The sequence below is a fragment of the Streptomyces sp. NPDC054834 genome (assembly GCF_053611185.1).
The window spans coordinates 1-17731 of sequence record NZ_JBSGZV010000020.1 but is presented as its reverse complement, the minus strand read 5'-3'; the positions used below and the strand labels follow the sequence as shown (position 1 = coordinate 17731).

15 protein-coding genes and 1 pseudogene are annotated in these 17731 nt (G+C 70.6%); 7 read left to right on the top strand and 9 right to left on the bottom strand.

Features of this window, described 5'->3' with window-relative positions:
* The first annotated feature begins 141 nt into the window (after nucleotides 1-141).
* Nucleotides 142-555 (top strand): hypothetical protein, encoded by a 414-nt coding sequence (locus ACWGJM_RS25520; RefSeq protein WP_453414021.1) that lies wholly within the window; start codon nucleotides 142-144, stop codon nucleotides 553-555.
* A 172-nt stretch (nucleotides 556-727) separates the two neighbouring features.
* Here ACWGJM_RS25520 and ACWGJM_RS25515 read toward each other — a convergent pair whose 3' ends face one another.
* The 3 genes from ACWGJM_RS25515 to ACWGJM_RS25505 form a co-directional block, all read right to left on the bottom strand.
* Nucleotides 728-1405: a class I SAM-dependent methyltransferase gene (locus ACWGJM_RS25515; RefSeq protein ID WP_453414020.1), complete on the bottom strand. Its 678-nt coding sequence runs from the start codon at nucleotides 1403-1405 to the stop codon at nucleotides 728-730.
* Nucleotides 1402-1695 carry a hypothetical protein gene (locus ACWGJM_RS25510; protein WP_453414019.1) on the bottom strand — a complete coding sequence of 98 codons (294 nt, stop codon included), beginning with the start codon at nucleotides 1693-1695 and terminating at the stop codon, nucleotides 1402-1404. The genes ACWGJM_RS25515 and ACWGJM_RS25510 overlap by 4 nt, the downstream gene beginning before the upstream one ends.
* Before the next feature lie 253 nt (nucleotides 1696-1948).
* On the bottom strand, nucleotides 1949-2686 hold the full coding sequence (locus ACWGJM_RS25505; RefSeq protein WP_453414018.1) for a flavodoxin family protein: 738 nt from the start codon (nucleotides 2684-2686) through the stop codon (nucleotides 1949-1951).
* 177 nt (nucleotides 2687-2863) lie between these two features.
* Here ACWGJM_RS25505 and ACWGJM_RS25500 point away from each other — a divergent pair.
* Nucleotides 2864-3073: pseudogene (locus ACWGJM_RS25500) on the top strand (thiamine pyrophosphate-binding protein); the annotation flags it as partial.
* A 101-nt stretch (nucleotides 3074-3174) separates the two neighbouring features.
* On the opposite strand, the gene ACWGJM_RS25495 reads toward ACWGJM_RS25500, so the two are convergent.
* Nucleotides 3175-5163 carry a WD40 repeat domain-containing protein gene (locus tag ACWGJM_RS25495; RefSeq protein WP_453414017.1) on the bottom strand — a complete coding sequence of 663 codons (1989 nt, stop codon included), beginning with the start codon at nucleotides 5161-5163 and terminating at the stop codon, nucleotides 3175-3177.
* A 252-nt stretch (nucleotides 5164-5415) separates the two neighbouring features.
* On the opposite strand from ACWGJM_RS25495, the gene ACWGJM_RS25490 reads away from it, so the two are divergent.
* Both ACWGJM_RS25490 and ACWGJM_RS25485 read left to right on the top strand, forming a co-directional pair.
* Entirely contained in the window at nucleotides 5416-6165 is a 750-nt protein-coding gene (locus ACWGJM_RS25490) for a DUF6585 family protein (protein WP_453414016.1), read from the top strand.
* Nucleotides 6166-6243: 78 nt separating this feature from the next.
* Nucleotides 6244-6972, top strand: a complete 729-nt coding sequence (locus ACWGJM_RS25485; RefSeq protein WP_453414015.1) for an MFS transporter — start codon at nucleotides 6244-6246, stop codon at nucleotides 6970-6972.
* Between the two features lie 428 nt (nucleotides 6973-7400).
* Here the strand turns inward: ACWGJM_RS25485 and ACWGJM_RS25480 are convergent, their stop codons facing one another.
* From ACWGJM_RS25480 to ACWGJM_RS25460, 5 genes are all read right to left on the bottom strand, one after another.
* Nucleotides 7401-9035, bottom strand: coding sequence for a fucose isomerase (locus ACWGJM_RS25480; RefSeq protein WP_453414014.1), 1635 nt, complete (start codon nucleotides 9033-9035; stop codon nucleotides 7401-7403).
* 221 nt (nucleotides 9036-9256) lie between these two features.
* The gene (locus ACWGJM_RS25475; protein ID WP_453414013.1) at nucleotides 9257-10735 is read right to left on the bottom strand and encodes an FGGY-family carbohydrate kinase; all 1479 of its coding nucleotides are present in this window, start codon (nucleotides 10733-10735) and stop codon (nucleotides 9257-9259) included.
* A 183-nt stretch (nucleotides 10736-10918) separates the two neighbouring features.
* The gene (locus tag ACWGJM_RS25470; RefSeq protein WP_453414012.1) at nucleotides 10919-11140 is read right to left on the bottom strand and encodes a hypothetical protein; all 222 of its coding nucleotides are present in this window, start codon (nucleotides 11138-11140) and stop codon (nucleotides 10919-10921) included.
* 144 nt (nucleotides 11141-11284) lie between these two features.
* On the bottom strand, nucleotides 11285-12307 hold the full coding sequence (locus ACWGJM_RS25465) for a LacI family DNA-binding transcriptional regulator (RefSeq protein WP_453414011.1): 1023 nt from the start codon (nucleotides 12305-12307) through the stop codon (nucleotides 11285-11287).
* 63 nt (nucleotides 12308-12370) lie between these two features.
* The gene (locus ACWGJM_RS25460; RefSeq protein WP_453414010.1) at nucleotides 12371-13429 is read right to left on the bottom strand and encodes a LacI family DNA-binding transcriptional regulator; all 1059 of its coding nucleotides are present in this window, start codon (nucleotides 13427-13429) and stop codon (nucleotides 12371-12373) included.
* Nucleotides 13430-13733: 304 nt separating this feature from the next.
* On the opposite strand from ACWGJM_RS25460, the gene ACWGJM_RS25455 reads away from it, so the two are divergent.
* From ACWGJM_RS25455 to ACWGJM_RS25445, 3 genes are read left to right on the top strand one after another with little or no spacing between them, the layout of a single operon-like run.
* Nucleotides 13734-15323: a sugar ABC transporter ATP-binding protein gene (locus ACWGJM_RS25455; RefSeq protein ID WP_453414009.1), complete on the top strand. Its 1590-nt coding sequence runs from the start codon at nucleotides 13734-13736 to the stop codon at nucleotides 15321-15323.
* Nucleotides 15320-16414, top strand: coding sequence for an ABC transporter permease (locus ACWGJM_RS25450; RefSeq protein ID WP_453414008.1), 1095 nt, complete (start codon nucleotides 15320-15322; stop codon nucleotides 16412-16414). Before ACWGJM_RS25455 ends, ACWGJM_RS25450 begins: the two co-directional genes overlap by 4 nt.
* 47 nt (nucleotides 16415-16461) lie before the next feature.
* Nucleotides 16462-17460, top strand: a complete 999-nt coding sequence (locus tag ACWGJM_RS25445; protein WP_453414007.1) for a substrate-binding domain-containing protein — start codon at nucleotides 16462-16464, stop codon at nucleotides 17458-17460.
* Nucleotides 17461-17731 lie beyond the last annotated feature (271 nt).

Sequence of the window (17731 nt, the reverse complement as noted above, 5' to 3'; positions counted from 1 at the left end):
GCACCGGAGGTGGACGACCGCTTCAGCCCTGTCGGCCCTGTCAGTGCGTCAGTCCTGTCGGTCCTGTCAGTCCTGTCAGTCCTGCTTTCCGCGCCTGCCGCATCAGGCAACATTCGCCCTGTCGGCGGGTACTCTGCCGACGTGGCCGATGAGAAGGACAGCGGGAACGGCTCGATCCGGGAACGTCCGTGGGACCTGGTGGTGTTCACCGTCCTGCTGGAACTCGTCGGACTCGCTTTCTTCGGGGTTGTCACGCTGTTGGCGTGGCCGTTCGGGTGGCTGCCCGACCCCGCTCTCGGCGCGTTGACCACGGGCATGATTGCGGTCTGGCCTGCGGTTGAGTTGTACCGTGCGGAAAAGCCGCCCCGACGGCTTGCCGTTGTTGCCGCTGTCCTCGCGCTGGCAACGGTGACACTGCTCGTGGTTGCAGCAGCGAACTGGGCCTTTCCGGCGTTGGCTGACTCAGACGTCGGTATCCTCATCGGCTACGTTGTCGCGGCACCCGTCGGCGCGGCTGTGTTGGCGTGGTTCCTCAACAGGGCGAACGTTGCCTGATGCGGCACTGGCACGAGCTGGGCCGCACCGGCGGGCCGAGTGAGCAACTCGTCCTTCCGTGAAAGAAGTCGGTCGCTCTTCTTGCCGTCCTGAGCTGCGGCTACTCGGCCGCGCGTGCCGCCGCGCCCCGGCACGAGCGCCATCCTCCCCTCCGCGTCGCTGTGGTCCCACGTCAGGGCGGTCCATGACTGATCTCCCGCTGGGTCAGGGTGGTGAAGCATCGGCGCCCGCTCGTCCAGTGGTCGCTGACGCTGAGGGCGAGGTCTTCGGCGGCCTTGTGGAGCGCTCGTCGTCCGAGCCGCGCCCAGGGGAAGAGCGGCCCGCTGTGGCCCTGGGAGTCCTCCAAGCGGGCGGTGCAGAGCTCCTCGACGTCGTGGGGGTCGACTTCGATGACGAGACGCCCGGACGGTGCGATGAGCCCGCGACAGCGGTGCAGCAGGCGGCGAGGGTCTCCTCCGATGCCGATGTTGCCGTCGATGAGCAGAACTGTCTGCCAGCTTCGCTCGGCCGGCAGTCGGTCGAAGACCGATCGGCACACTGCGAGCCCGCCCAGGGCCGTGGTCAGCGCGACCGCGCGAGGCGCGATGTCGACCCCGAGGGCGAAGATTCCCCGGCCCAGGAGCTCTCTGCACAACCGGCCCGGCCCGCAGCCGACGTCGAGGACGGGGCCGACACAGCGTTCGAGCACGGTCCTGTCGGCCTCCGTGGGCTGCTCGTGCCAGCGGTGTACCCGCATCGGGATCCGGCGCCCGTCGATCAGCCGCAGATAGACCGGGCCACGGCCCGGTTGCAGGGCCAGCGCGTAGGGGTCCTCGTCGGCGCCGTACAGTTCGTCCTCGTCGATCGTCACGGCGTACCGCCATGCCCTGGGTCGGACCGGCTCTCGTCGGTGCGACCGGCCTGCCGGAAGCGGCGAAGCCTCAGCGCGAAGGCCCCTGCGGAGGCAGCGAAGAGTACGCCGTTGATCGCCGGCCACCGACCGGCACAGACGCTGTCGGACAGCCCTGTGTCACCGGGGTGGGGAACCGCGATGACGCCGCCGACGAGCATGAGCAGGGACAGCCGCTCGAGTCCGTGAGCGATGGAGCGAACATGCAGCCGTTCGAACGGGACGCCGACCAGCAGCACGAAGCCGAACACCGACGTCAGCCAAGGTCCGCGGATCGGACTGCGCCGGAACCCGGGGCGGAACGGCCCCGGGGGCGGGGGCAGTTGCCCGGTGCGCGGCGCCGCCGTACGTGCACGAGCGGCGGCCTTCGACACCGCAGTCGCCCCACCGGCCAGTACACGCTTCAGCCGCTCCCGCACATACTTCTCGGCTGCTCTTCGGCGCAGCGCTCCGCTGGGTGGCTCCGAACCCGACGGCCGTCCACGGCTCACCTCCGGCATCCCGCTACCGGTGCTCGGGGTTCTCGTAGTCGCGGCGGCAGCCGGCGTCCCAGGCCGTGCGCTGGTTGCCGTAGGCGGGGATGCCGCCCAGATCCTTGAGAGCCCGGGCCAGGTGCAGCAGGTTCCAGGTCATGAAGGTGGTGTTGCGGTTGGTGAACTCGTTCTCCGGGCCGCCCGACCCGGGATCGAGGTAGGAGGGGCCGGGGCCCGCCTCGCCGATCCAACCGGCGTCCGCCTGCGGAGGGATGGTGTACCCCAGGTGCTGAAGGCTGTAGAGGACGTTCATGGCGCAGTGCTTGACGCCGTCCTCGTTGCCGGTGATCAGGCAGCCGCCGACGCGGCCGTAATAGGCGTACTGACCCGCCTCGTTGAGCAGGCTGGAGCAGGCATAGAGGCGTTCGATCACCTGCTTCGTCACGGAACTGTTGTCACCGAGCCAGATGGGTCCGGCCAGCACGAGGATGTCGGCCGCCATGACCTGCCGGTACAGCTCCGGCCAGGCGTCCGTCTCCCAGCCGTGCTCCCTCATGTCGGGCCACACCCCCGTGGCGATGTCATGGTCCACGGCCCGTACGACATCGACGTGCACTCCCTGCGCGTCCATGAGCGCGGTGCTGCGGTCGATCAGGCCCTGGGTGTTGCTCGTCTCCGGCGAGCGTTTGAGGGTGCAGTTGATCACGAGAGCGCGCAGGTCGTCGTACCGGGCCGGCGGTGCGTCGGTGGGGCGCGACGAAGCGGTCACACGGTCCTCCCTGAGCTTTGCCGCCGACCTGTGCACGGCGACTCGTCCACTTCGCCCAGCGTGCGGGCCGACCGCGGCAGCCGCCACCACAACGCCTCCGAATGGCCCTGGCTCTCCGCGCCCCCGGTCGGCGGCGGATGAGTGGCCAGGGCAGGCAGGCGTGCCTACGTTCGTCTCGTGGGCACCGAAGGCGCGGCCGGGTCGCGGAACACGGCAGCAGCGGAGGACGTCGCGCACTCGCTGGTGCGCTGTCTGCGGGCCGAGGGCGTGGGGTACGTCTTCGGAATCCCCGGCGAGGAGAACATCCGCTTCGTCGACGTCTTGCAGGGCTCCGGGATCCGGTACGTCCTGGTACGCCACGAACAGGCCGCCTCGTTCATGGCGGAGTGTCGGGCCGCGGCGCGTCCGCCGGTCCGGTCCCGCGGAGCCGGTGGCCGGGGCAGTCGCGCAGGGTGTCCGCGCCGGCCGGGAGCGCGGCTTTGCATGTTTCAGCTGACGAGGTCGACGACGCCAAGGCCGTCGGTACATCCGACGACCAGGTTCGGCCCGACACCGGCCAGGGCCGTGATCGGTCGCTCCAGGAGACGGGAGCCCACCCATCGGCGGGTCAGGGGATCCCATAGCTCGATCGCGCCCCGCCTGGCGACGGCCAGCAGGGGGTGCCCGCCGGGCGGGGCGATCGCGGCCATGGGCCCGCCGGTGAGTTCGCCCACGAGCTGACGGCTCTCGGCGTCCCAGACGCGGACCGAGTCGTCGAAGTCCCGAACTGCCAGGAGGGTCCGGTCGTCCGCCAAGGGCATCGCCGCCAGGTGCTTCACATGCCTGTGGTTCTCGAAGGGGGCGCCGACCGGTAGACCCGTGGCCGGGTCCCACAGCCGGACCGCCCTACTGCCGCCCCGGGCGGGGGTGGCTTCGCTGCTTGCCAGGAGAGTGCGTCCGTCCGGCATCGGAACGCAGGCCAGTGCCAGCGGTGGTCGGTCGGGCCGGTTGAAGACATCACTCGCGGTTTCGCAGGTCTCGGGATCGCGAAGACGGATGACGCCCGAGTGACTACCGGTGGCCATGAAGATCCGCCCGTCGGGCGTCGCGATCGGCACCATGGTGCGGATCGCGCTGGTGCGGCCGGGCGGCAGCGAACCGACCGGCCCGCCCGTCGCCAGATCCCATGACCGGAGGGCACCGCTCCTGTGGCCGGTGACGAGAACGGTGCGCCCGTCCGGCAGGGGAGCCGCCGCCATCGCCGTGAGGACATCCGTATCGCCGGTGTGAAGCTGCCCGGCGGCTTCGCCGGTGCGCAGGTCCCACAGCCAGACAGTGGTGTCGCTGCGGGTGGCGAGCAGCGTTCGCCCGTCGGGGACCGTCACAGGTGCCACAAGGCCGTCCCAGCCGACTTCCTCCGGCTCGGTCGGTGGCTCCACTGCGGTGGGATCCCACAACCAGACGGCACCACTGGGCACTTCCCCCGCGAGCAGTGTGGGGCCGTCCGGCAACGGAACCGCTGCCACCGCGGTGGGGACGCGGTTCGTCCCCAGGTCACCGATTCGGCGCCCGGATGCCGGGTCCCACAGTCCCGACCCGATCGACAGCAGTGTCGTCCCGTCGGCCATGGGGACGGGACGCAGCCCGGGGCCGGTGATCGGCCCGCCGGCCGGAGCACCGGTTGCCACGTCCCACAGCCGCACCGTCTCGTGGTCGTCGTCATTGAAGGACAAGGCCAGCAGGCTGCCTCCGTCGGGCAGCGGCACCGCCGCCAGTCCGCTCGGCCGGCCCTCGTCCTCGTGCGGGCACAGCAGGGTCTGAACCAGCTCGCCCGTCACCGGCTCCCACAGGCACAGCACGGCGCCTTCCCCGTGACCATGGGCGGTGGCCAGCAGCGTGCGGCCGTCGGCGAGCGTCACCGCCGTCATCGCGCTCGGGCCGTCCACATCCGCGGGGACGCTCAGCGGACCGACGGCCCGCTCGGCTGTGGCCGCGTCCCACAGCCACACCTCTTCCTCGTCGTACGGGGTGATGGCCAGCAGGTTCCGCCCGTCCGGCGTGGGTACGGCGACCAGATTCGACGCGCTTCCCGGGCCGGGCAGCGGCCCACCGACCTGCTCGCCGGTGACCGTGTCCCACAGGTACACCACATGCCCGTCGTCGTCCTCGTCGTAGTGCGCCGTGGCAAGCCGGGTGTGCCCGCCGGCGAACGGCAGGGCCACCATCGCCATGACGAGCCCACCCTGTTTCGAGTTCTCCCGTAGGGGGCCACCCACCTGCTCGCCGGTCACCGGGTCCCACAGCCGCACCACGTCGTCTTCTTCGTCATCGCCTGACGCGGCCAGCAGGACGCGGCCGTCCCCGACGGGCACGACGACCGCCACACCCAGACCGTCCCTGAACGCACGCAACGTCGCCGAAGGCCGCACCCGGCCCGCCGGCCTTTCCCACACCAGGGTGAGTTCTCGTGGGCCGTGATCCTGAAGAGCATCAGACATGACCGGTACGGTAACCGGCGCCACCGGCTCGATCCGCGCCCATTGCGCGTCAGTCAACGGCACACCCCGACCAACGATCCGATGATCTTGACGTAACGGCCCAGCCACGGGCCTCGCCGCCGACGTCCGGCACTGCTGGGCGCCCGTTGGTGTCGGCCACCAGGCCGGCCGGGAACCGGCGCGGAAGATACGTAACCGATGTACGTAGATCCACGGTTGTCACGTATGGACGCGGATCGGAGGCTCGTCCTCATGACTCCACTCACCCCCGCGTCGGCCGAGGTCGCCGACCTGGCCGCGCGCCATCGGCTGGGCGCGCTCCAGGGCGTGTTCGCGCCGAAGCGCCTCCGTCGAGCGGTGTTCGCCGTCCATGTCTTCAACTGCCTCATGCTCATGCCGTTCTTCCTGGTTCCCGGGCTGCTGTACTACTGGTTCTGCATGCGCCGCTTCCCCGACTTCAGCCGGAAGCGGGCTGCCCAGCGGCTGCACCTGTTCGAGGAGGGGCTGGTCGTGCACCCGCCGTCCGGCGGCGGGCCGGTCGCCCTGCGCTGGGACTCCCTGCACCTCCAGCAGGAGATCATCCAGCTGGTCATCAACGGCTTCCCCGCGCCGACCAAATACGTCTACTCGGCAAGCGCCCCTGGCCAGGGGTCGGTGCGGATCACGGAGTTCTACGAGGATCCCGACGTCTGGGGTCGCCAGATGCAGGACGCGGTGGTGCGCGCACAGCGACCGGCCGTGCTGGAGACGCTTCGCGAGGGCGGCACGGTCCCGTTCGGAGCGCTCTCGCTGTCCCGCGCGGCCGTGTCCGCCCCCGGGAAGGGCGGCCTGCCCTGGCCGAAGGTCCGGGAGGTCCGTGCCTCGGGCGGCCTGGTCCGCATCATGACCACCGACTCCTCGGGCGACCTCGTCCGCTGGTCCAACCACCTGGCCAAGGACATCACGAACCTGCACCTGTTCCTGGCGGTCGCCCACAGCCTGCACGAGCAGTCCGCCGCCTGACGCTCCAGCCGCGGTAATCGCCCGGAAGGACGTCACTCAGCTCCTGCCATTGTTCGGCGCAGTCCCGCCGGTCCGCGGTTGGACTGGCCCCGCCGCAAACCGGACTCGCTCTTCGCCGACCGCGGCCACGACCGCGACGTCGACCGCGACCAGGTCCGTGATCCCATCACCCGGCGCCACACGCTGCTGGGCATGCCGGCCCGGTGGGGCGAGGGCGCGGCGTTCAACACCTGGGGCGTGTTCGCGCTCTCCTACGCCACGACGGCCCTGGGCCTGCCGCGCACGCCGGTGCTCCTCGCCGTCACCTTCGCCGCTGTGCTGATGGCCGTACTGCTGCCGGTCTCGGGTGCGTTGACCGGTCGTCAGGGGGCGCGGCGGATGTATCCGACCGGTATCGCGCGGTTCGGGCTGAGCGTGTTCCCCGCGTTCTGGCTGTTCGGCACGGCCGGGTTCTGGGGGTACGCGGCGGGGATCACGCTGACCCTGGGCATCGTCCACGCCGTTGTCTACGGGGCGCAGGGGACGCTGTTCGCCGCCCTGTTCCCGGCCGAGGTGCGCTACACCGGCATGTCGTTCGTCTACCAGGTCTCCGGCATCTTCACCTCCGGCGTCACGCCGCTGCTGATGAGCGTCTTGCCGGCAGCGGGACACGGGACGCCGTGGATCGCCTGCGGGTACCTCGTACTGACCGCGGCCGTCAGCGTGTGGGCCACCCGGCGCCTGCGCGAGTGCGACCTGTACATCGGGACGGGTGTCACCGCGGGCGCGCCGGAAGCCGTCGCACGCACGGTGGCGGCCGGCCTGTAACGCCGCCCGGCATGGCGGCGCGCGTCCTGCGGGACGACAGAACCATCAGGACAATCCGGACGGCACAGGCATCGGTCATCTCGCTCATGGTGAGCAGGCCGATGCCCCTGGCGCGACCACGGGTCCGGGACCGCGCAGCAACTCCCGTAGCCGCCGCGGCCCGGAGCGGTCCGTCTCCACCGGTCCGGACATGTCAGCGCCTCCTCGTCGCCTGCGGCTCGCCTCGGATCAGCACCCGCGCACCCATGGGAGGCATTCCTGCACATATCGCCTGAACTCCCGGAACCGTGGGCGTTCCCTCGTTCGCCCGCTCGGTCGTTCACGTGCTGGTTCGCGGTGTTCCGCCCGTACGGGGAGTGGACGGAACACCGCGAAGTTCCCGGGCCCGCGCGCCCATGGGGGCACACGGCGACCGCGGACTCGGCCGGTTACAGCGCCACGTCTCCGCACAGATGAACCTCGACGCCAAGCTCGGCGAAGAGCGCGGCCTTGGCACGCAGCGCCTTGTCGGCGGTCGGCGCGTCAGGGGCGTAGGCCACGTTGAGGTGGTTGGCGCGGTGGCGTGCCATGAACTGGTCGCGGGTGACGCCGTGCAGGACCGCGTGCATGATGGGCCACTGGGGGGTGGTGGCGTCGAGCCGTCGCTGTGTTTCCTCCTCGGACAGCTCGACCGAGGTGGCACGGCCGAGGTCGACGTGCAGGCGGCCGTCCATCAGGAACACGCGCGACCAGACGATCTGGCCCGGCCGGGAGACGCCGCTGAGGGTGCCGCCGCCGAGCGGGAAGTACATCGGCGGCTGGCGCATGCTGTACGACTTGTGGTAGCCGCCGTTGTGGGAGGCGGGCACCGAGCCGGAGATCTCGAAGACCCAGACGAACCGGCCGTCGTACTCCTCGCCCCACCGGATGTCGTGCAGCGTGGTGGCCGGGTCGAGGCCCATCGCCGTCCAGATGCGGTTCGTGACGAGGGAGTCGACGGCGACGCCTTCGTCCACCTCGTTGAAGTGCGGCAGCGGTGCGCCGGGGTAGAGCTCTCGGGCGCCGTCACGGCTGCGAACCGGGGGGCGCTGGACGTTGTTGAGAAGGCCCTCGGCGAGGTCGCTCGCCGGGACGGTGTCCTTCAGACCCTGCTGGTACTGGATGCCGACCGCGTCGAGCCCGAAGTCGTCGGCGATGCGCAGCGCGGCTATGTACATCTTGAACTGGCTGAGCAGTTGCGCGTCGGTGAGCTCGGTGGCCTCGTCGGTGCCGGTGTGGAACCTCATGCCGGCGTGGTCGAGCCAGGCGCGGACCGCCTGGGCCTCCTCGTCGGAGACGTTCTTCATCTCGGCGACCAGGGCGCTCTGCGACAGCCGCTCCTTGTAGATGCCGAGCGGGTTGAGGAACTCGTCGTCGATGATGGCGTTGTACATGCCCATGCAGCCCTCGTCGAAGACGCCGATGATCGCCTTCTCCTCGCGCAGCTGCCGGGCGAGGGCCACACCGAGTTCGGTCTCGCCGTCCTGGGGCAGGGCCGGCAGGGCCCGGACGTGGCTGGTGTCATGGCCGAGGGTGCCCGTCTCGAGCCAGGTGCGCAGGCCGTCGCGCGCCCACGCGTCGGTGAAGTCGGGGCTCCACAGGACGGAGTATTCGCGTCCCGCCTTGGTGAGGCTGCCCGCGAGGTTCAACAGACCGACCAGGCCGGGGAATTCGCCGCTCCAGTTGGCCACGACCAGGATCGGCCCCTCATGACTGCGCAGGCCGGCGAGGACGTGGTGGCTGTACTGCCAGACGGCCTCGACGACGATCAGCGGGGCGTCCTTGGGCAGGTGCTTGAAGACCTCGATTCCGGCGCGCTGGCTGTCGATGAAGCCGTGGCCCTTGGCCTGGTCGACGGCGTGGCCGCGGCGGACCTTCCAGCCCAGGTCCGCAAGGGCCGCGGCGAGGTCGTTCTCCAGCTTCTCCTGGGTTGGCCAGCAGGTCACGTTGGCGGTGGGGCGCAGGTCGCCGCTGGCCACGGTGTAGACGGTGTTCGGCTCTGCGGCGGGCGGCCGGTGGAGCTCGGGCAGGGTGTACGCGGTCATGCGGTCTCCGTCGGTTGTGCGTCCGGCCCCGGGGTGGGGGACGGCGGGTCGAGCGATCGGTCAGTGGTGCCACCCCGCCGGCAGGCCGTCCGCCCGGTACAGGGGTGCGCGGCGGCACGGCCGGCGGCCGTGGCAGCCGGCCGCGATGGCATCGGCCTGTGTGTGTTGATCGGCCAGGTGCGAGCGGTGTACGGGCCCACCTGCGGCAGCCGGGAGCGGAGTCAGCGCTCCTGAAGTGCGGCCAGGGCGTGGGCGGTCGCCGAGGTCTGCGGGTACAGCCGCCGGTAGAGGGCGTACAACTCGTCGTAGCGGGCGGCGTGTTCGGGGCGAGGTGTCACCGTCTCGCGTACACGGTTCCAGTCGTCGATGGAGGCGTCCCCGACGAGCTGTGCCGCCAGTAGCGCGCCGCCGTAACTGGCGCCGATGGTGACGGTGCGCAGCTCCTGCGGACGGCCGGTGATGTCGGAGACGATCTGTGTCCACAGGGCGCCCTGGGTGCCGCCGCCGACGGCGACCACACGGCGGATGTCGCCGCCGGCCGCCTCGATGACCTCGATGTTGTGCCGGACACCGAAGCCGGTGGCCTCGAGTGCGGCCCGGTACAGGTCACCGCGGGTGTGGGACAGCGTCAGGCCGGCGATCACCCCGCGGGCGTCCGGATCCATGACCGGGGTGCGCTCGCCGGAGAAGTACGGGAGCATCAGCAGGCCGTTGGCGCCGGGGCCCGACTCGGCGGCCAGGCAGGTGAGTTCGGCGTGGTCGGCACCGGCGAACAGGTCGCGCAGCCAGTTGGTGACGGCTCCGGAGGTGGCCATGCCGCCGGCCAGGTTGCGGGTGCCGGGCAGCGCGCCCACTGTGCCCCACAGGGACGGGCTGGTGAGCGGCTCGGGCACGGTGTGGATGAGGAACATGGTGGTGCCGTACATCAGCATCAGGTCACCGGTGTTCTGCGCGCCCACGCTCAGGGCCTCGGCCCAGGCGTCGATGGTGCCGGTGGTGACGGGGATACCGGCGGGAAGACCGGTGGCCCGGGCGGCCTCGTCGGTGAGGGTGCCGGCCGGTTCACCCGACCATTGCAGCGGCGGCAGGTCGATGCCGGGGGCCACCTCGGCGGCCCATGGGGCGTACCAGTCGCCCGCGAGCGTGTCGTACAGCGGGGTGCACTGGCTGGCCGAGTGATGGTCCAGGACGTAGGTCCCGGTGAGCTTCCTGACCAGCCAGGAGCTCGGCATGTACAGGCGGCGGGCCCGGGCGTACAGCTCTGGCTCCTCCTCCGCGATCCAGGCGATCTTCGGCCCGCCCGCCTGGGTGGTCAGTGCCGAGCCGCAGCGGCGGATGATCTCCTCGGCGCCGAGCCGCGCCTCGATGCGCTCGATCTGACCCACCGAGCGGGTGTCCACACCGTAGAGGACTGCGGGGCGCAGCGGGGTGTCGTGCTCGTCGGTCAGCAGGACGCAGGGGCCCATGCCGCTGACCCCGACGGCGAGCACGGTGGTGTCGCCGGCTGCGGTCAGCTCCCGGGCGAGCTCGGTGAACTCGCGCCACCACACGGAGGCATCCATCTCGAAGCGGCCGGGGCCCGGCCTTGCGGGGGTGTGCTCCCGTACGGCCGAGCGGATCAGCCCACCGTCGAGGCCGACGAGGACGCCCTTGCTGCTCGAGGTGCCGATGTCCACACCGATGACTGCGTTGCGAAGCATGGTGAGCACGCTGACAGAAATCGATTTCAGCGTCAAGAGTGCGCGCGCCTGCGTCCGAATTCCCGGAGAAAATACCTGTCTGTCATGCTGACTGTCGCCCCCGATGAGCGTTTGCACGTCCCAGGCCTTGACACGCCTTGAGGTCCGTCCCTACCTTCCCGTGAAATGGATTTCAGAGGTGTTTCACCGGTACGACGGTGCGACCCCGCCACCCATGAAGCACAAGACGATGACGACCTTTGGACTTGACGGCATCGCCCGCAGGACGCGTGCCGTCAGCAGATCCATCAGCGCCGAGAACTTCACCGGTGCCGAGTCCGGCGGCGGCCGCGCCACGGAAGGCACCGGGGCGGTGGCGGCGAGCAGGCTGGGGCCGAACTGGAAGATCTCTCCCAGCATCGACATCGCACCCGGCGCGACGGCGGTGCTCGCAGACCCTGGGAGGGCGAGGAGGATCCGGCCGTCGAGGTCCCGCTCGGCGACTTCTTCTGCAACGGTTGGAACACCTTCAGCGGCCGGTGCGGCGCCGCTCCTTCGCCGTCGGGGGTGTCAGTGCCCGGCGGGTCCGGCGGTGCTCTCCCGGACCTGGAGCCTGGTGCGCAGCACCACGGTCTGAAGCGGCAAGGAGCCACCGTCCATGCGCTGCAACAGCAGATCGGCCGCGGTGCGCCCCAGATCGTACGAGGGCAGTTCGACGGCCGTCAGCGAGGGACGTACCAGCGATGCCCAGGGGACGTCACCGAAGGAGAGCACCCCGATGTCCGGCGGTGTGCGGCCGACCTCGTCGAGGGCGTCGAGGACACCGATGGTCATGAGGTTGTTGGCGACGAACACGGCATCGGGCTGCTCGGGCAGCGCCAGCAGCTCGCGCATCGCCGCCCGGCCGCCCTCGACGCGGAAGTCGGCGTGCCGTACGTAGGCATCGTCGGTCACGACCGCACTGTCCCGTGCGGCGTTCAACGCCGCACGGTAGCCGGCCAGGCGTTCCTCGGACGTGGAAGCACCCTCGGGCCCGGTGATGCAGGCGATCCTGCGGTAGCCGGTCCGCAACAGGTGGCGGGTGGCCACCTCGCCGCCGTGCCGGTCGTCGACCGTGACCGCGTCCACCTCGGCGTCGCCCGGCCGGCGGTCGACGGCGACCACGGGCACGCCCCGGGCGATCAGCGGCCCCAGGTCCGTCTCGTCCTGGGAGGCCACGGCCACGATCACGCCCGCCATCTGCTCACCGAGCGCCACCTCCAGGTAGCGGCGCTCCTTGTCGGTGTCCTCGTCGGAGTTGCACAGGACGACCGAGAGGCTGGTGCGCTGCGCGGCGTCCTCGACACCGCGGGCGAGCGAGGTGAAGAACGGGTTCTCGATGTCCGGGATGATCAGAGCGATCACACTGGACCGCTGCTTGCGCAGCGACCGCGCCAGGCGGTTGGGCGCGAAGCCGAGGGCTTCCGCGGCCTCTCGCACGGACAGCGCACGTGCCGGTGTGACCTTGCCGCCGTTGAAGACGCGCGAGACGGTCGCCGGGGAAACTCCCGCGGCTCGCGCCACGTCCTGGATCGTCACCACCTGGGTCCGCATCCTTTCACCGTGGGTGTTCCTCACCCTACACCTGTCGGTGAAATGGATTTCATCATTGCGCGGTCACTGCCGCCCGCGCGCCGCCCGGGTGTTGGGTGCCGCCGGCCCGGCGGTGCTCTCCCTGACCTGGAGGGAGGTGCGCAGCACCACTGTGCGCAGCGGCTGCTCCTTCCCCGCGATCCGGTCCAGCAGCAGGCCGGCGGCTGTCCACCCCAGGTCGTACGAGGGCAGTTGCACCGTGGTGAGGCCGGGCCGCGTCAGCGGTGCCCACGGCACCTCGCCGAACGACAGCACACCGATCTCCGGTGGTTCCAGACCGGCATCCTGGACCGCCTGAAGCGCCCCGACGGCCATCAGGTTGTTGGCCGCGAGGACCGCGTCCGGCCGCTGCGGCGCCGCGAGCAGGTCGGCCATGGCGCTGCGCCCGCCCTCGACCTTGAAGTCGGCGTGGCGGGTGTAGTCGCGCAGCAGGTCCACGCCCTCGGGCGCGGCACCCGGGTCTTCGTCCAGGAACTCCTGGAGCGCCCGGCGGTAACCCGCCAGCCGCTCCTCGGAGGTGGAGGCGCCCCGCGGGCCGGTGATGCAGGCGATCCGCCGGTAGCCGCGGGCCAGCAGGTACGCGGTGGCCGCCTCGCTGCCCTCTTCGTTGTCCACCAGTACGGCGTCCACTCCGGCCCCGCGCGGGCGGCGGTCCACGGCGACCACCGGGATGCGGCGGCTCTCCAGGGCGGACAGGTCGGTGCGGCTGCGGGACGCGGCGGCCAGGATGACGCCCGCCATCTGCTCGGCCACCGCGATGTCCAGGTAGCGGCGCTCCTTGTCGGTGTTCTCGTCGGTATTGCACAGCACCACCGAGAGGCTGGTTCGCTGGGCGGCGTCCTCGACACCGCGGGCCAGCGCGGTGAAGAACGGGTTCTCGATGTCCGGGATGATCAGTCCGATGACGCTGCTGCGCTGCATGCGCAGCGAACGGGCGACCCGGTTGGGGGCGAAGCCGAGCTCGGCCGCCGCGTGCCGGACCCGTTCGGCGCGCTCGGCCGTGACACGCCCCCCGTTGAAGACCCGGGAGACCGTGGCAGGAGACACCCCGGCGGCCTGGGCCACGTCGTTGATCGTCGTCATAGGTCCTCCGACCCCTCCTCGGCCACCGGGGCCGCACTCGCGGGGTGCAGGAGCGGCGCCGCCCCCGCTGCGGACCGACTCGTACGCGACTCTTGACACCCTCGAAGGCAGACCCTACGTTCCTGTGAAAAGGATTTCAAGGACCCCTCGAGGCTCCCACCGCTGTACAGCGGCCCCCTTCCAAGCCAGCACGCCTCTCACTAGGGGCCAAAGGCGCGCATATTCTTGAAATCGATTTCCTACCCTTTACCTGCACAACCCATGGGAGGTCCGCGATGGCGCGGATGAACGCGGACGGCGCGACATGAGCGGCGCACCGCCCGCCCTGCTGCGCATGCGGGGCATCAGCAAGGAGTTCCCCGGCGTCCGGGTGCTCAACGACGTCGAACTGACCGTCCACCCCGGCGAGGTGGTGGCGTTGCTCGGCGAGAACGGCGCCGGCAAGTCCACGCTGATGAACATCCTCGCCGGGGTGCACGCCGACTACCGGGGCACCATCGAGATCGACGGCGAGCCGGTGCGGATCCAGTCACCGAAGCAAGCCCAGCAGCACGGCATCGCGATGATCCACCAGGAGCTCAACCTGGTGCCCGAGCTGTCCGTGTCCGACAACCTCTTTCTCGGCCGCGAACTGCGCACCGTGCGCGGCACCCTGGACCGCGCGGCGATGCACACCCGCACCGCGGAGCTGCTGGCCGACCTCGGCCTCGACCTGCCCCCGCATCAGTTGGTCCGCGACTGCCGCATCGCCGAGCAGCAGCTCGTCGAGGTGGCCAAGGCGCTGAACGGCACCCTGCGGATCCTGGTGCTGGACGAGCCGACGTCCGCACTCGCCGAGGCCGAGGTGGAACGGCTGTTCACCGTCATCCGCCGGCTGGCGGCCCGCGGCGTCGGGCTGATCTACATCTCCCACCGGCTGGAGGAGCTGGAGGAGATCGCCGACTCGGCGACCGTGCTGCGCGACGGCACCTTCGCGGGCCGCCGCCCGGTGGCCGGCACCGACCGCGCCGAGCTGGTGCGGCTGATGGTCGGACGGCCGCTGGGGGAGCTGTTCCCCAGGGCCCCGGAACAGCGATCCGACGGCTCGGTGCGGCTGAGCGTGAAGGGCCTGTCGAGCACTCCCCCGCCGGCCAGCACCCGTACGCCGCTGTGCTCGGTGGACCTCGAGGTGAGCGCCGGTGAGATCCTCGGCATCGCCGGGCTGATGGGCGCCGGACGCAGCGAGGTGCTGGAGGCCCTCTTCGGGGCCGGCGACCGCATCCGGGGCGAGATCACGCTGGGCGGCCGCCCGTACGCCCCGCACACCCCCCGTACCGCGATCCGCAGGGGCTTCGCACTGGTCGCCGAGGACCGCAAGGCGCAGAGCCTGGTGATCGGCAACACGGTGCGGTTCAACGCCACCCTGGCCGCCCTCGACCGCTACCTCAGGCCGTGGCGCACCGTCGACGCCCGCCGGGAGAAGGCCGCCGCGGCCGGCAAGGTCGAGGAGCTGCGCACCAAGACGCACAGCCTGGACGCCGTGGTCGGCACCCTCTCCGGCGGCAACCAGCAGAAGGTGGTGCTGGCCAAGTGCCTGCTCACCGAGCCCTCGGTGCTGCTGCTCGACGAGCCGACGCGGGGCATCGACGTCGGGGCCAAGGCGGAGATCCACGCTCTGATGGACTCCCTCGCGGCCCAGGGCACCGCGATCATCGCCGTCTCCTCCGAGCTTCCAGAGCTGATCGGCATGTGCGACCGGATCATCGTGCTCTGCGAGGGGCGGCTGACCGGCGAGTTCCATCGCGACCCGGCCCGGGGGCCGGCCGCGACCCAGGAGGCCATCCTCACCGCGGCGATGGCACGGCAGAACGTTGTGGCCGGACCACCGGCGGACGAGAACGAGGAAGAGAAATGAGCAAGACACTCCCACCGGCCCGGGACACCGCCGCCGGGACCGGCGAGAACCTCCAGACGCTGGGCGGACGCCTGTTGCGGGCCCTGCCGCCCCTCGGCTCACTGCAGAGCTACATCGGCCTGCTGTTGGTGGTCGCCGTGGGCATCGCCACCAAGGGCCAGATCTTCTGGAACCAGGACAACCTCACCAACGCCGTCACCGCCTTCGCCTCGCGCGGCATCCTCGCCGTCGGCGTCACCCTGGTCATCCTCACCGCGGGGATCGACCTGTCCGTGGGTTCGGTGCTGGGCATCGGTTCCATGACGGCGGCGATGCTGCTGGTCCACCAGGGGCTGTCGCCCTGGGCGATCGTCCCGCTGTGCGCGCTGGTGGGCGCGTTCTTCGGACTCCTCAACGGGATCGGCACCACCTGGCTCCGCATCCAGTCCTTCGTGATGACCCTGGCCATGCTCTCGGTGGTGCGCGGCATCGACCGGCAGATGAGCAACAACGTGGCCGTCGGGGTGCAACTGGTGGACTCCAACGGCCATCTCACGCCCAAGGCCGCCGCCTTCGCCTCGCTGGGCACCCCGGGTCACACCCTGGTCGCGGGCATCGGCTACCCGGTGATCGCGTTCGTCGCGGTCTGCGTCGCGGTGCAACTGGTGCTCTCCAGGACCCGGTTCGGACGGCATGTGTACGCCGTGGGGGGCAACCCCACCGCCGCGCGGCTCTCCGGGATCAACGTCAACCTGGTGATCATCACCGTCTTCACGCTCTGCGGCCTGCTGGCCGGATTCGCCGGTCCCATCGACGCCGCGTACAGCGCCTCGGCCGACCCGCTGGCCGGCACCTCCTACGAGCTGGACGCCATCGCCGCGGCCGTCATCGGCGGCACCAGCCTGGCCGGTGGCAAGGGCACCATCACCGGCACCGCCGTCGGCGCGCTGATCCTCACCCTGCTCGACAACATCCTGGGCCTCAACGCGATCAGCGACAACATGCAGATGATCATCAAGGGCCTCATCGTCGTCGTGGCCGTCGTACTGCAGCGCCCGGGCTTCCTCAAGCCGCTCACCGAGCCGCTGCGGCGGCTGCGCACCCGCGACTGACCTTCCCCCGTACCACCACCCACCCTCACCCACGCAAGGAGTCCGCCATGTCCCTCCGTCGTCGCACCTCGGTGGCCGTCGCCGCCGCGGTCGCCACCGTCGCCGCCCTCACCTCCTGCTCCGCCCACGCGCCGGCCTCCACGACCGCCGGCTCGGGCAGCGGCAAGAAGGTGTTCGTGGTCGGCTACTCCCAGTCCAACAACGCCGAGCCGTACCGCGCTCAGCTCAACGCGCAGCTCGAGTACTTCGTCAAGAAGTACCCGGACCTCAAGCTGCTGCCCATCACCGACGCGCACCAGGACAGCGCCACCCAGGTCAGCCAGGTGCAGAACTTCATCCAGCAGAAGGTCGACGTCCTGATCCTCTCGCCCAACGAGCCGGCCCCGCTGACCGCCGCGGTGCAGCAGGCCTGCACCGCGCACATCCCGGTCATCGTCCTGGACCGCACCGTGAACACCGACTGCTATACGTCCTTCATCGGCGGCGACAACTACAAGATCGGCAAGCTCGCCGGTCAGGCGGCGGTGCAGGCCCTGCCGCACGGCGGCAACGTGGCCGAGCTGCAGGGGACCCTGTCCGCCCAGCCGCAGATCGACCGCGACAAGGGATTCAGAGACGCCATCGCCGGACACCACATCACCATCACGCACCACCAGGAGGCGAAGTGGCTGAAGGCCAACGCCACCGCGATCACGCAGCGGTGGCTCGCCCAGGACAAGAAGATCGACCTCGTCTACGGTGAGAACGACGACATGGCCCTCGGCGCCGTCCTCGCGGCCCGCGGCGCCGGCAGGGCCGACGGCATCAAGTTCGTCGGCATCGACGGGCTCGCCATCCCGACCGGCGGCATCCGCGCCGTGCAGCTCGGCCAGATGTACACCACCTTCATCTACCCGACCGGCGCCCAGCAGGCGGCGGAAGCCGCCGAGGCCATCGCCCACGGCAAGACCGTCGCCAAGCACCAGACGCTCCAGACCACCAGGATCTCCAAGGACAACGCCGCGGCCGTCTACAAGCAGTACGACATGTCCGCCAAGCTCGGCTGATCCCGGCCGGCCCCGCACCCGGCAGGGCGCGGGCTCCCTCGCTGTGCGCCGCGATGTGAGGGGCGCTCACCCCGGGTCAGCAAGCTGGGACGACCCACAAACCGTGCGGACCGCTTGCTGACCCGGGACGAGCCATGCCAGGCAGGTACGAAGGCGCAGCCGACGCCACCACGAGTGGGCGGTGAAGGTCCTGCCGTGCCGGGCCTGCCGCAGGTGGCTGCGTGTGGAGTACTCATTGACGTCGCTGTGGTCGGGCGGCCCACCGTCTTGG